At 69.1% G+C, this 12453-nt stretch carries 13 protein-coding genes; 9 read left to right on the top strand and 4 right to left on the bottom strand.

Going from position 1 to position 12453, the window contains the following annotated elements:
- The first annotated feature begins 5 nt into the window (after positions 1–5).
- The gene (locus tag DBV14_RS23690) at positions 6–884 is read left to right on the top strand and encodes a nucleotidyltransferase domain-containing protein (protein ID WP_124462689.1); all 879 of its coding nucleotides are present in this window, start codon (positions 6–8) and stop codon (positions 882–884) included.
- Positions 881–1918: an RNA 3'-terminal phosphate cyclase gene (gene rtcA, locus DBV14_RS23685; protein WP_124462687.1), complete on the top strand. Its 1038-nt coding sequence runs from the start codon at positions 881–883 to the stop codon at positions 1916–1918. Before DBV14_RS23690 ends, rtcA begins: the two co-directional genes overlap by 4 nt.
- Positions 1919–1939: 21 nt before the next feature.
- Here rtcA and DBV14_RS23680 read toward each other — a convergent pair whose 3' ends face one another.
- Positions 1940–2389: a MarR family winged helix-turn-helix transcriptional regulator gene (locus DBV14_RS23680; RefSeq protein WP_124462685.1), complete on the bottom strand. Its 450-nt coding sequence runs from the start codon at positions 2387–2389 to the stop codon at positions 1940–1942.
- Positions 2390–2463: 74 nt separating this feature from the next.
- Between DBV14_RS23680 and DBV14_RS23675 the strand changes: the two genes are divergently transcribed.
- The 6 genes from DBV14_RS23675 to DBV14_RS23650 all read left to right on the top strand — a co-directional run bounded on the left by DBV14_RS23675 (position 2464) and on the right by DBV14_RS23650 (position 8634).
- Positions 2464–3453 (top strand): tripartite tricarboxylate transporter substrate binding protein, encoded by a 990-nt coding sequence (locus DBV14_RS23675; RefSeq protein WP_185546107.1) that lies wholly within the window; start codon positions 2464–2466, stop codon positions 3451–3453.
- 7 nt (positions 3454–3460) lie between these two features.
- Complete coding sequence (locus DBV14_RS23670; RefSeq protein WP_124462681.1) at positions 3461–4432, top strand: amidohydrolase family protein; 972 nt, start codon at positions 3461–3463, stop codon at positions 4430–4432.
- 1 nt (position 4433) lies between these two features.
- Positions 4434–5645, top strand: a complete 1212-nt coding sequence (locus DBV14_RS23665; protein WP_124462679.1) for a 3-hydroxybenzoate 6-monooxygenase — start codon at positions 4434–4436, stop codon at positions 5643–5645.
- Positions 5642–7030 (top strand): MFS transporter, encoded by a 1389-nt coding sequence (locus DBV14_RS23660; protein ID WP_260397201.1) that lies wholly within the window; start codon positions 5642–5644, stop codon positions 7028–7030. The genes DBV14_RS23665 and DBV14_RS23660 overlap by 4 nt, the downstream gene beginning before the upstream one ends.
- Positions 7027–7428 carry a DoxX family protein gene (locus tag DBV14_RS23655; RefSeq protein ID WP_124462675.1) on the top strand — a complete coding sequence of 134 codons (402 nt, stop codon included), beginning with the start codon at positions 7027–7029 and terminating at the stop codon, positions 7426–7428. The genes DBV14_RS23660 and DBV14_RS23655 overlap by 4 nt, the downstream gene beginning before the upstream one ends.
- A gap of 144 nt (positions 7429–7572) precedes the next feature.
- Positions 7573–8634: a maleylacetate reductase gene (locus tag DBV14_RS23650; RefSeq protein ID WP_124462673.1), complete on the top strand. Its 1062-nt coding sequence runs from the start codon at positions 7573–7575 to the stop codon at positions 8632–8634.
- A 70-nt stretch (positions 8635–8704) separates the two neighbouring features.
- Here DBV14_RS23650 and DBV14_RS23645 read toward each other — a convergent pair whose 3' ends face one another.
- Together DBV14_RS23645 and DBV14_RS23640 are read right to left on the bottom strand one after the other, a co-directional pair.
- A complete protein-coding gene (locus DBV14_RS23645; protein ID WP_124462671.1) occupies positions 8705–9091 on the bottom strand; it encodes a helicase SNF2 in 387 nt (128 codons plus the stop codon).
- 117 nt (positions 9092–9208) lie between these two features.
- Positions 9209–10873, bottom strand: coding sequence for an adenylate/guanylate cyclase domain-containing protein (locus DBV14_RS23640; RefSeq protein WP_124462669.1), 1665 nt, complete (start codon positions 10871–10873; stop codon positions 9209–9211).
- Positions 10874–10902: 29 nt separating this feature from the next.
- On the opposite strand from DBV14_RS23640, the gene DBV14_RS23635 reads away from it, so the two are divergent.
- A complete protein-coding gene (locus DBV14_RS23635; protein WP_124462667.1) occupies positions 10903–11655 on the top strand; it encodes a Crp/Fnr family transcriptional regulator in 753 nt (250 codons plus the stop codon).
- A gap of 19 nt (positions 11656–11674) precedes the next feature.
- Here the strand turns inward: DBV14_RS23635 and DBV14_RS23630 are convergent, their stop codons facing one another.
- Positions 11675–12148: a DoxX family protein gene (locus tag DBV14_RS23630; RefSeq protein WP_124462665.1), complete on the bottom strand. Its 474-nt coding sequence runs from the start codon at positions 12146–12148 to the stop codon at positions 11675–11677.
- Positions 12149–12453: the final 305 nt, after the last annotated feature.

Genomic DNA, 12453 nt, shown 5'->3' with positions numbered 1-12453 from the left:
GATCAATGGACAAGAAGAAAGAGATGCTCATGAGCACCCAGGAATTCCTGCGCTCCGCCCACCCCATCGAGCCCACCATGCGCGTGCAGATCATGGAGGCCCTGCGCGACATCGAGGCAACGCACGACGTCACCGTGCTGTTCGCCTGCGAATCCGGCAGCCGCGGCTGGGGCTTTGCCTCGCCCGACAGCGACTACGACGTGCGCTTCGTCTACGTGAACCGCCTGCCGTGGTACCTCACGGTTGCGCCGCGCCGCGACGTGATCGAGGTGCCGATCAGCGGCGACCTGGACATCAACGGCTGGGACCTGCGCAAGGCGCTGGGCCTGATGCGCGAGTCGAACCCGACGCTGCTCGAATGGCTGCGCTCGCCCATCGTGTACCGCGACGACGCGCTGGCGATGCCGCGTTTTCGCGCGCTGTCGGAGGCGGTGTTCTCCAACGCACGCGCGTGGCATCACTACACCTCGATGGCAAAGAAGAACTTCCGCGAGCACCTGCAGGCCGACGAGGTGCGCTACAAGAAATATCTCTACGTGCTGCGTCCGCTGCTGGCCGCGCGCTGGATCCGTACGCAGCCCGGCGTGCCGCCGATGCGCTTTGCCGACCTGGCGCAACACACGCTCGAAGTCGTGCGCGACGCCGCGCTCATCGACGAGATCAACGCGCTGCTCGATGTGAAGATGCGCGCTGGCGAAGCCGCGACCAGCCCGCGCTGGCCCGGCATCCATGCCTTCATCGAAGCCGAGCTGGCTGCCAACGCGGCCGAGCCGGTTACGCCGCTGCCGCAGGCCGAGGGTGCGGGACTCGATGCTTTTCTTTGCGAGACGGTGCTGCGCTTCGATGCGGCTGCATCGCCTGCCCATGAAGGAGTCCGCGCATGATCGAGCTCGACGGCTCGCAAGGCGAGGGCGGTGGCCAGATCCTGCGCACCAGCCTCGCGCTGTCGATGGCCACGGGCCAGCCCCTGGCCATCGAGAAGATTCGCGCGGGCCGCGCCAAGCCGGGCCTGATGCGCCAGCACCTGGCCTGCGTGAAGGCGGCCGCGGAAATCAGCGGTGCGCGTGTCGAAGGCGCCGAGCTCGGCTCGCAGTCGCTGCGCTTTGCGCCGGGCCCGGTGCGCGCCGGCGACTACCGCTTTGCGATTGCCAGCGCGGGCAGCTGCATGCTGGTGCTGCAGACCGTGCTGCCGCCGCTGCTGCTGGCCGGTGCGCCGAGCACGCTGCACCTGAGTGGCGGCACGCACAACCCGATGGCGCCGCCTTTCCATTTCCTGGAGCGGGCCTTCGCACCGCTGGTGCGCCGCCTGGGCGCAGACCTGCAACTGACGCTGCGCCGCTGCGGTTTCTACCCCGCCGGTGGCGGCGAGGTCGAAGCGACCATCGTGCCGGCGGCCGGTGCGCTGCAGTCCTTCGACCTGATGGCGCGCGGCGCACTGCAGTCGGGCCATGCGGAGTGCCTGGCGCCCGGCCTGCCGCGCCATGTGCCCACGCGCGAGCTTGAAACGCTGGGCGGTGCGATGGGCTGGTCCGGCGAGCAGCTTCGCTTCGGCACCGCGCGGCAGAACGAAGGCCCCGGCAACGCGCTGCTGGCCACGCTGGCGTACGAGCACGTCACCGAGGTCTTCACGGCCTTCGGCGAGAAGGCGCTCAGTGCCGAGCAGGTGGCGCATGGCCTGGTGAAGGAACTGCGCGAATTCCAGAAGAGCGAGGCGGCAGTCGGCCCGCACCTGGCCGACCAGCTGGCGTTGCTGCTGGCGCTCGCGGCGTGGCAGGGCAAGAAGGCCGGCGCCTTCACGTGCAGCGAGGTGACGGAGCACACGCGCACCAACTGCGCGGTGATCGAGCGTTTCCTGCCGGTGCGTTTCACCCTCACCGAAAGCCGCGCGGCTTCGACGGTGCAGGTCGCGCCGGCCTGACGAAAAAAAAACGCCGCGCGCTCAGGCGAGCGGCGTGGCGTTGGCGTACAGGCGCAGCAGCATCGCGCGCAGCGTCTTCACTTCGGCGGCGCTGAAGTCGGAAGTGGCCACCGCCTCGTAGTGCTGCGCGAGCGGAATCAGCTCGCAGGTGAGCGCCATGCCGCGCTCCGTCAATTCGATGCGCACCGCGCGCTTGTCGGTGTCGCACTTTTCGCGCGCCACCAGTTCCTGTACCGCCAGCCGGTCGACGATGCGCGACAGCGCCGACAGGTCGGTCGATGCATGCGTGGCCAGTTCCGACAGCGTCTGGCGCGGCGTGTGCTGCAGCGACGCGCACACGCGCCATTCACTGAGGCTGATTCCATAGGGCTTGAGTGCCTTCGCAAAGGCATTGCCCATGCGCGCGCCTGCGCGTGCCAGAAGGAACGGAATGGCCTTCTCGAGGTCGTGATCGCGGGACAGGGTTTTCATCTAGACATGGTTGATTATTCAAGTATATAGTCCGCCGCAATTGCTTGAATAATCAAGCAAAAAAGGAGATGACCATGAAACTGGACCCCACGCGCCGAGGCGCCATCGCGGTGATGCTTTCTCTTCTGTCGGCGGTGCCGCTGGCGCAGGCACAAGGCGCCGCCGCCAAGTGGCCGGCGCAGGCGGTGCGCTTCGTGGTGCCGTTCCCCGCGGGCTCGGCGCCCGACGTGCTGATCCGCCACGTGGGCGCCAAGCTCGGCGAAAAGTGGGGGCAGGGCGTGATCGTCGACAACAAGCCCGGCGGCAGCGGCGTGATCGGCATGAACGCCATCCTGGCGGCGCCCACCGACGGCTACACCTTCGGCTTCGTGCAGGGCTCGGCCATCTCGGTGGCGCCGAGCACCATCAAGGGCGTGAGCTACGACTTCAACCGCGACTTCGTGCCGATCACGCTGGCGGCCGTGGCGCCCTTCATGCTGGCCGTGCCGGCCAACTCGCCCTACAAGACGCTGGCCGATTTCATTGCCGCCGCGCGCGCCAAACCGCAGGGCATCGAGGTGGCCGACAACGGCCGGGGCACCGCGCCGCATCTCGCATCGGCATTGCTCGGCCTGCAGTCGGGCGCGCAGTTTCTCGAAGTGCACTACCCCGGCGGCGCGCAGGCGATGCAGGCCACGCTGGGCGGCCAGACCCAGATGATGGTCGAGACCTACAACGTGGTCGCGGGCAATGTGCAGGGCGGGCGCATGCGTGTGCTGGCCAGCATGGGCGACCGTGTGGAGGCGGGGCTCGAATCGTTCCCGCTCGCCAGCAAGACGGTGCCCGGCGCGGTGGCGCACGGCTGGTTCGCGGTGATCGCGAAGAAGGGCGTCGACCCGCTGGTGCTCGCCCGGCTCAACAAGGACATGAACGAAGCGCTGCTGCTGCCCGACGTGGTTGCGAAGTCGCGCGAGCTGGGCACCTACCCGCGCCCCGGCACCCCTGAACAACTGGCGCGCTACATCGCCGACGACCGCAAGACCTGGCAGGACGTGCTGGACAAGCTGAACATCAAACCGGAGTAACCATCCCATGAAAAACAAGATCGCCCTCGAAGAGCATTTCGCGATCGACCTGACGATTGCCGACTCGCAGGTCTATGCCCGCCCCGAGGTGTGGCAGGGCCTGAAGAACAACCTGCTCGACTTCGAGCAGCAGCGCATTGAGCAGATGGACGAGTGGGGCACCGAGCTGTCGATCCTCTCGCTCAACTCGCCGGCCGTGCAGGGCATTCCCGATGCCAAGCGCGCCATCGAGGTGGCTCGGCGCGCGAACGACGTGCTGGCCGAGCAGATCAGGCGCCACCCCACGCGCTTCGGCGGATTCGCGGCGCTGCCGATGCAGGACCCCGAAGCCGCCGCGCGCGAGCTGGAGCGTTGCGTGAACCAGTTGGGCTTTCACGGCTTCCTGGTCAACGGCTTCTCGCAGGTGGGCGACGAGAACACCGTCGTCTACTACGACGACGCGCGCTTCAACGATTTCTGGACCGCCGCCGCCGCGCTGAAGAAGCCCTTCTACATGCACCCGCGCGATCCGCTGCTGGCCCGTGAACCGATCTACGACGGTGCGCACTGGCTCACCGGCCCCACCTGGGCCTTTGCGATGGAAACCGCCATCCATGCGCTGCGCCTGATGTCGAGCGGCATGTTCGACCGCCACCCCGCGCTGCAGATGATCCTCGGGCACTTCGGCGAGGGCATTCCGTTCAACATCTGGCGTGTCGACCACATCTTGCGCAAGGGGCGCCGCGGCATGCCTTGCGACCGGGAGATCGGCGACTACCTGCGCAGCAACGTGCACATCACGACCAGCGGCAACTTTCGCACGCCGACGCTGCTGTCGACGATGCTCGAAGTGGGCTCCGACCGCATCATGTATTCGGTCGACTATCCCTTCGAGAAGCACGAAGACGCCGCGCGCTGGTTCGACACCTGCGAGATCAGCGAGAACGATCGCCAGAAGATCGGCCGCGACAACGCCCGCAAGCTGTTCGGGCTGAAGTGACATGAGCGCCACGAAAGACACACGTCCCGTGCTCGTGGCCGGCGGCGGCATCGGCGGGCTGGCGGCCGCGCTGGCCATGGTGCGCGAAGGCTATCGCGTGAAGGTGATCGAGCAGGCCGGGCAGATCGGCGAGATCGGCGCCGGCATCCAGCTCAGCCCCAACGCCTTCGCGGCCTGCGATGCGCTCGGCGTGGGCGAGCATCTGCGCGCCAAGGCGGTCTACACCGAAGAGATGGTGATGTTCGACGCCATCGACGCGAAGCGCGTGGCGAGCATCTCGCTGTCCGACGGGTTTCGCGAACGCTTCGGCAATCCGTATGCGGTAATCCACCGCGCCGACATCCACGGCGCGCTGCTCGAGGGCGTGAAGGCCACGACCGACGGCATCGAGTTCCTGACCTCGACCAAGGTCGTGCACATCGAGCAGGACGACGACGGCGTGACGCTCATCGACGCGCAGGGCGGCCGGCACGAAGGCCAGGCCGTGATCGGCTGCGACGGCGTGCGCTCGGCGGTGCGCCAGCAGTACGTGGGCGACAGCATCCGCGTGTCGGGCCACGTGGTGTTTCGGGCGGTGGTCGACACGGCCGACTTTCCCGAGGCGCTGCGCTTCACCGCGCCCTGCATCTGGGTCGGCCCCAACTGCCACCTGGTGCACTACCCGCTGAAGGGCGGCGACAAGTTCAACATCGCCGTCACCTTCCACAGCGACCAGCCCGAGGAATGGGGTTCGATGGACGGCGACCCGGCCGAGGTGCAGCGCTACTTTCGCCCGACCTGCGAGCAGGTGCAGCAACTGCTGCGCATTCCGAAAGCCTGGAAGCGCTATTCGACGGCCGACCGCAACCCCATCGAGCGATGGACCTTCGGCCGCGCCACGCTGCTGGGCGATGCCGCGCACCCGATGGTGCAGTACCTGGCGCAGGGCGCCTGCACGGCCTGCGAGGACGCGGTAACGCTGGGCCTGGCACTGCGCCGCGAAGGTGGCGACTGGCCGCGCGGGCTGGCCCTGTACGAGCGCTCGCGTGTGGCCCGCACCGCGCGCGTGGTGCTGTCGGCGCGCGAGATGGGCCGCATCTATCACGCCAAGGGCGTCGAGCGGCTGGTGCGCAACAGCATGTGGAAAGACAGGCCGCAGGAGCGCTTCTACGACGCGCTCGAATGGCTCTATGGCTGGACGGCCGACAGCTGCCTCGACGAGGCCGCGGCGTGAAGGCTTTTCCGCATTCCCTCGATGTCAGCGGTGGCGGCACCGCCACCGCGGCGCTCGACATTCCCGCGCTGATCGACAGCCACCCCGTCAGCGGTTTCCAGAAATGGATCCTGCTGCTGGTCGGCTGCGCGGTGGTCATGGACGGCTTCGACGTGCAGGCGATGGGCTTCGTCGCCCCGGCCATCGTGCAGGCCTGGGGCATCGACAAGGCCTCGCTCGGCCCGGTGTTCGGTGCCGGCCTGTTCGGCATGCTGGTCGGTTCGCTGGTGCTGAGCACCTGGGCCGACCGCATCGGCCGGCGTCCCGTGCTGCTGGGCGCCACGGTGTTCTTTGCGCTGTGCATGCTCGCGACCACCTTCACGCACACGCTGAACGAACTGCTGGTGATGCGCTTCATTACCGGCATCGGGCTGGGCGGCATCATGGCCAACGCCAGTGCGTTGGCCAGCGAGTACAGCCCGAGGCGTCGCCGCGTCACGTTGATGATGTGGGTGTCGTGCGGCTTCACTGGCGGCGCGGTGCTGGGCGGGCTGGTGTCGGCCGTGCTCATTCCATGGGGCGGCTGGCAGGCGGTGTTCGTGTTCGGCGGCATCGTGCCGCTGGTGATCGCCGCGCTGATGTGGCGCTACATGCCCGAGTCGATGCAGTTCCTGGTGCTGCGCGGCCGCAAGCTCGACCGCGTGCACGGGTGGCTGCGCCGCATCGCGCCGGAGCTGCGCATCGGGCCCGGCACCCGCTACGTGGTGCATGAGTCGAAGCAGGACGGCGCTCCGGTGGTCGAACTGTTCCGCGCGGGGCGCGGGCCGGCCACGCTGCTGCTGTGGGGCATCAACTTCATGAACCTGCTCAACCTGTTCTTCCTGGCGAACTGGTTGCCTACCATTGCCACCAGCGCCGGCTACAGCGGCGGCACGGCGGTGCTGGTGGGCACGCTGCTGCAGGTGGGCGGCGTGGCCGGCACGGTGGCCATGGGGCCGCTGATCGACCGCATCGGCTTCTACCGCGTGCTGGTGCCGATCTTCGCGGTGGCGGTGCTGGCCATCGCCGTCATCGGGCAGCCGGCGCTGCCGCTGGCACTGCTGCTCGCGGTGGTCACGGTGAGCGGCTTCTGCGTGGTGGGCGCGCAGCCCGCGCTCATTGCGCTGGCATCGAGCGTGTACCCGACCACGGTGCGCGCCACCGGCATGGGCTGGAGCCTGGGCATCGGCCGCGCGGGCTCCATCGTGGGGCCGGTGCTGGCGGGCTGGCTCATCGGGCTGCACTGGACAAACAGCGCGCTCTTCATCGCGGCGGCCGTGCCGGCGCTGCTGTCCTGCGTGATGGTGCTCTGCATGGGGCGATTGAAATTCACGGGCGCAACCGCGCGCCCCGGAGAAACGGCATGAACACAACGACGAACCCTTCCCCCGGCTGGACCCTGGCCGCCCGCGTGCTCATGGCCGCCATCTTCCTGGTCGCGGGCGTGCGCAAGCTCCTGACCTACGCCGCCACGCTCGGCTATTTCGGCAAGCTCGGCATTCCGCTGGCCGACGTGGTGCTGCCGCTGACCATCGCGCTGGAGATCGGTGGCGGGCTGCTGCTGATCGCCGGCTGGCGCGTGCAGTGGGTGGCGGGCGTGCTGGCGCTGTTCACGCTGGCCACGGCCTTTACTGCGCATGCGTTCTGGGCCGCCGACGCGGCGCAGTTCGCGGGGCAGCTCAACAACTTCCTGAAGAACGTGGCGATGGTGGGCGGCTTCGTGATGCTGGCGGTGCATGCCAGGCAGGCGGGCGCGGGGCGCTGAGCGCTGAGCACTGAACGCTCGGCGGAAAACTCCTTTCCGCTGGTGTTGTTGAACGGCCGGCAGGCCACTGGGACACTCGCGCCCGGCGTATTCTGCGCAGCAGATGCGCCCCCCGATTGCGAGTTCCAGAGGAAAGATCAAGCGATGTCCGTCCAACCCTTCGTCTACAACAGCGTTCCCCAGCGGGTGGTTTTCGGTGCCGGTTCGCTGCAGCACCTGGCACGGGAAATCGACGCGCTGGGCGCCCGCCGCGCATTGGTGCTGTCCACGCCCGAGCAGCGCCCGCAGGCCGAGCGCGTTGCCGACATGCTGGGCGCGCACGCGGCCGGCGTGTTCGACCGGGCCGTGATGCACGTGCCGATAGAAACCGCGCGCGAAGCGCGGGAGGTGGCGCAACGCCTGGGCGCCGATTGCGCCGTGGCCATCGGCGGTGGCTCGACCACCGGGCTGGGCAAGGCCATTGCGCTCGACTCGGGCCTGCCGATCCTCGCGATTCCGACCACCTACGCGGGCTCCGAGATGACGCCGATCTACGGCATCACCGAAGCCGGCATGAAGAAGACGGGCAAAGACTTCAGGGTGCTGCCGCGCACCGTGATCTACGACCCCGAGCTGTCGCTGAGCCTGCCCGTGGGCATGAGCGTGACCAGCGGCATCAATGCCATCGCGCATGCGGCCGAAGGGCTCTATGCCACCGACGCGAACCCCATCATGGACCTGATGGCGCAAGAAGGCATTGCCGCGCTGGGCCGTGCCTTGCCGGCGATCCGCGCCTCGGCCAAGGACCCGGCCGCGCGCGCCGACGCGCTCTACGGCGCATGGCTCTGCGGCACCGTGCTCGGCAACGTCGGCATGGCGCTGCACCACAAGCTGTGCCATACGCTGGGCGGCAGCTTCAACCTGCCGCATGCGGAAACCCACACCATCGTGCTGCCGCATGCGCTGGCCTACAACGCGGCCGCGGCGCCCGAGGCCATGACGCGCATCGCCAAGGCGCTGGGGGGCAGCAATGCAGCGCAGGCGGTGTTCGACCTGGCACGCGACAACGGCGCGCCGGTCGCGCTGCGCGATATCGGCATGAAGGAGTCCGACCTCGACCTGGCCTGCGCGCATGCGCTGAAGAACCAGTACCCCAATCCGCGCCCGCTGGAGCGCGATGCGATTCGTGCCTTGCTGCAGAACGCGTGGGAAGGCGTGCGGCCCTGAGCTGCCGTTTTCGCCCTTTCCGCCGCTTCCGCCGTCTTGCAGCGCCCGGCCCGCGGGCGCTGCGAACCGCTTACAGCGGCAGTGCGTCGCCGCGGGCGGCAGCGCGTGCGGCGGCGCGGACCGTGGCACGGTCGACGGTGCTGGTCACCACGGGCGCGACGCCCGACGATGCGCCTTCGGCGTACGGGTTGTCGCTGTGCGCGGCGGCAACGGCTTCGGCGCGGACCGCGGCGCGGCTGGTCGCCGAAACGATGACCGGGGCCGGGCCGGCGTTGGCACCCTCCGCATAGGGGTTGCCGCTGTGCGCGGCAGCCACGGCTTCGGTGCGCACGTCGGCGCGGCTGGCCTGCGAGGCGATCGATTGCACGCCTTCGTAGGTTTCGGCGTGCGCGGCACCCGCTGCGCCCAGCATGGCGAATGCGGCGGCGGACAGGGCGATGAGTTGCTTGGTGTTCATGATGAAAGTCCCTTCGGATGACTGCTGTGTGGGCGGCGGACATTCGTCGTTGCCACGGTATGCAGTGTGAAACCGCACCGTGGTTGGCGCTGTGCGTTTGCGCACCGCTTTCGCCGATTACGCGGGGACGTTCGCAGGCTGCGGGTACAGCACCTGAAGGGGCTCGGAGCGGCCCCGCACGGCGAGCGAATGGGCCGGGCCCAGCGCGTCGGCCACGCCGGCCTGCGCCGCCGCGAACAGCGAGACCACGAGGCGCGACGAGGCCATCTTCGAATGGTCCTGCAGCCGGCTCGCGGTGTTGACCACTTCGCCGATGGCGGTGAAGGTCGTGGTCTCCAGGTAGCCCACTTCGCCCACCGCCGCGCGCCCCGCATGCAGGCCCATGCCGAAGTCCAGCCGCTGGCCGAACTGCGCCTCGAAGCCTTCGCTCCATGCGTTCATGCGCTGCTCGATCAGCGTGGTGGCGTGCAGTGCCTGGCGGCAGGCGGTGGGCAGGTCGCAGTCGAGCCCGAAGATCGCCATCACGCTGTCGCCGATGAACTGGTTGGGCACGCCGCCGCTCTCGCGCACGGCCGCGCCCACGGTGGCGAAATAGCGGTCGAGCACATAGGCCAGGTCGAAGGGCCACTGCCGCTCCGACAGCCCCGACCAGCGGCGCAGGTCGACGAAAAGAATCGCCACGTCGCGCTCGCGCCCGAAACTGCCTACGGGCGCCGGCCGGCCTTCGTTGGGCAGCGGCGCGAACAGCGGCGTGACCTCGATGTCGCCGCGCGGGCGCAGCTGGCAGGCCAGCCGCACGTCGCCCGGCGCGCGCACGCGCTCGAGCGTGCGCTGCTCGTCGCGGCCCGGCACGCCGATGTGCTCGGCCGGCCCGACCACGCGCACGCGGCAGGTCGAGCAACGCGCGCGCCCGCCGCAGATCGACACGTGGTCGATGCCGTGCGAGCGGCTCGCCTCCAGCACGCTCCAGCCGCGCGGCACGTGCACTGTGCGGTCGGGGTAGCGCAGCGCCACCGACGGCTCGCGCGACAGCCGCGCGAACCAGTTGCGCCCCCAGCGGGCCGCCAGCAGGGCCATCAGCGCCAGCCCGTAGAACCACTTGATGCCGTCTTCCGCCGCGGCCAGCGCCTTGCCCTGCTCGGGCGTGGGCAGCGTCACCTGCGGCACGCCGGTCCACTGGAACTCGCGGCCCATCGACACGAAGCCCAGCGCGGCCATGACCGGCAGCACCACCGCCACGGCCAGCAGCACATGAGAGAAGCGCCGGTAGGCCGGCTGCGCGCGCAGCGCGAAGTGCAGGCCCAGGCAGCCGTGCGCCCAGGCCGCGAGCATCATGCCCAACTGCGCGGCGGCGCCGGGTACGTCCCACAGGCCCCAGACCACGCGCACGTAGGAGCCGTCGATGCCGTAGGCCAGGTAGGCGCCGCGCATGGCGGTCAGGTGCTTGGCCAGCAGCAGCGGCAGTGCAAAGCCCAGCAGCACGCGCAACCCTTCGAGCGGCGGCATGCGCAGCGTGCGGCGCTCCCACAGCGCGACCACGGCCAGCGCCAGGTGCGTGGCGGCGGCGCCGTACAGCAGCAGGGTGCCCGGCAGGCTGTGCCAGAACATCTGCACGCCGCGCAGCACGGTTTCGGCCGCGGCAAACGAATAGATGCCCAGCGAATGGTTCAGCAGGTGGGCCGTGATGTAGGCCATGAGCACCAGCCCGCTCGCCCAGCGCAGGTTGCGCCGTGTCGGCGGCCTGTGCGCAAGAAAAGAGGCGAGGGGGGAACGTCTGTCCATGAACGGGTTCGAATCGGTGCCCGAGCATAATGCGCGCGCCCCCACCGACCCCCGGCATGGCCAAACCTGAACCCACTCCCCGCTCCAGCCTCGCGCTGCGCCAGATCGCGCTGCTCGAAGGCCTGTCCGACGCCCGCCTCGGCCTGCTGGCCCAGCAATGCCTGTGGCACAGCGTGGAGGCCGGCAAGCCCCTGCTGCTGCGCGCCGAGCAGCAGGGCGAGGTGTTCCTGCTGGTCTCGGGCCGGGTGCGGGTGACGACCTATTCGGCCAACGGCCGGCAGGTCACCTTCCGCGACTCCGAAGCCGGCGAGCACTTCGGCGACATTGCCGCCATCGACGGCGGCCCGCGTTCGGCCGACGTGGTCACGTTGGAACCCAGCGTGGTCGCCAGCCTCGACCGCCCCGCCTTCATGGCCCTGCTGCGCGACGAACCGCTGGTGGCCGAGCGCGTCATGCAGCGCCTGGCGTCACTGGTGCGGCAGCTGTCGGAGCGGGTGATCGACCTGAGCACGCTGGGCGTGCAGAACCGGCTGCATGCCGAGCTGCTGCGCCTGGCGCGCGCCGCCGGCATCGACGGCAACCAGGCCCGGCTGGACCCGGCGCCCAAGCACGCGGCGCTGGCCAGCCAGATCAGCACCAACCGCGAGCAGGTAACGCGCGAGCTCAACGTGCTGGTGCGCGGTGGCGTGCTGCGCAAGGACGGCAAGGCCCTGCTCGTGGCCGACGCCGCCCGCCTGGCGCTGATGGTCTCGCAGGTGCGGGGCGACGACGCCGGCAACTGAGCCAGCCGCCGCAGATCGATCAGTTCCAGCGGCCGTTCTTGCCGCCGACGCTGAAGCGCCCCGCGCCCAGCAGCACCACGGTCAGCGCGCCGAACAGGTACAGGCCCTGCAGCTCGAGCGCCCAGCCGCCTTGCTTGGTGAGCGCGAACAGGTCGGCCATGTGCACCAGGCCCAGCGCCACGATCATGTTGATGACGACCACGCCGGCAGCGGCGCGAGTGAACAGGCCGGCCATCATGAGCAGCGGGGCGACGATTTCACCGACGAAAACAAGGTACGCCAGCCCGCTCGGCAGCCCGGCCTTGGCCAGCATGCCGCCGATGAAGCCGACGCCGGCGGAGAGCTTGAAGACGCCGTGCAGGAGCACAAGAAAACCGACGCTGACGCGAAGCAGGAGCTTGCCGGCGTCGTCGGTGTTGGCGGGGGAGAGGGCGGAAACGGGCGATGCGATCGGCGCACGCGGGGTGTTGGCGGCAGCGGCCTGGGTGTTCATGGCAGATCCTTGGAAACTTTGAAAACGAAGGGCCGTCGCGGAGTGCGGCGGTTGCGGTTCCAGTGTGCGGAGCTGTCGCTGGCCCGGATGTGCGTTTACGCACCTTTTTCCCGAAATACCAGGGGTGCTTTGTCTGCGGTCCTGTTTCGGGGGCGCTTTTCCGCTTGCTGTTCAGGGCGACGCCCACGCCGACGGTGTGCTCTGCTCCGCGAATGTCCCCCGCTTCGCTCCTCCTTTATTTCGCTGCGCAGAGCACACCATCCGCGTGAGCGTCATCAGAGTGGTCGTTGATCAGCGGTACACCA

Source organism: Variovorax sp. KBW07 (assembly GCF_003852515.1).
Taxonomy (GTDB): domain Bacteria; phylum Pseudomonadota; class Gammaproteobacteria; order Burkholderiales; family Burkholderiaceae_C; genus Variovorax.
This window is presented reverse-complemented; position numbering and strand designations above follow the sequence as displayed.

What these genes read in the sequence shown, in the direction of transcription:
- DBV14_RS23690 (WP_124462689.1), top strand. Translation starts at nt 6, where the DNA reads ATGGACAAGAAGAAAGAGATGCTCATGAGCACCCAGGAATTCCTGCGC.
- rtcA (WP_124462687.1), top strand. Translation starts at nt 881, where the DNA reads ATGATCGAGCTCGACGGCTCGCAAGGCGAGGGCGGTGGCCAGATCCTG.
- DBV14_RS23680 (WP_124462685.1), bottom strand. Translation starts at nt 2,389, where the DNA reads ATGAAAACCCTGTCCCGCGATCACGACCTCGAGAAGGCCATTCCGTTC.
- DBV14_RS23675 (WP_185546107.1), top strand. Translation starts at nt 2,464, where the DNA reads ATGAAACTGGACCCCACGCGCCGAGGCGCCATCGCGGTGATGCTTTCT.
- DBV14_RS23670 (WP_124462681.1), top strand. Translation starts at nt 3,461, where the DNA reads ATGAAAAACAAGATCGCCCTCGAAGAGCATTTCGCGATCGACCTGACG.
- DBV14_RS23665 (WP_124462679.1), top strand. Translation starts at nt 4,434, where the DNA reads ATGAGCGCCACGAAAGACACACGTCCCGTGCTCGTGGCCGGCGGCGGC.
- DBV14_RS23655 (WP_124462675.1), top strand. Translation starts at nt 7,027, where the DNA reads ATGAACACAACGACGAACCCTTCCCCCGGCTGGACCCTGGCCGCCCGC.
- DBV14_RS23650 (WP_124462673.1), top strand. Translation starts at nt 7,573, where the DNA reads ATGTCCGTCCAACCCTTCGTCTACAACAGCGTTCCCCAGCGGGTGGTT.
- DBV14_RS23645 (WP_124462671.1), bottom strand. Translation starts at nt 9,091, where the DNA reads ATGAACACCAAGCAACTCATCGCCCTGTCCGCCGCCGCATTCGCCATG.
- DBV14_RS23640 (WP_124462669.1), bottom strand. Translation starts at nt 10,873, where the DNA reads ATGGACAGACGTTCCCCCCTCGCCTCTTTTCTTGCGCACAGGCCGCCG.
- DBV14_RS23635 (WP_124462667.1), top strand. Translation starts at nt 10,903, where the DNA reads ATGCGCGCGCCCCCACCGACCCCCGGCATGGCCAAACCTGAACCCACT.
- DBV14_RS23630 (WP_124462665.1), bottom strand. Translation starts at nt 12,148, where the DNA reads ATGAACACCCAGGCCGCTGCCGCCAACACCCCGCGTGCGCCGATCGCA.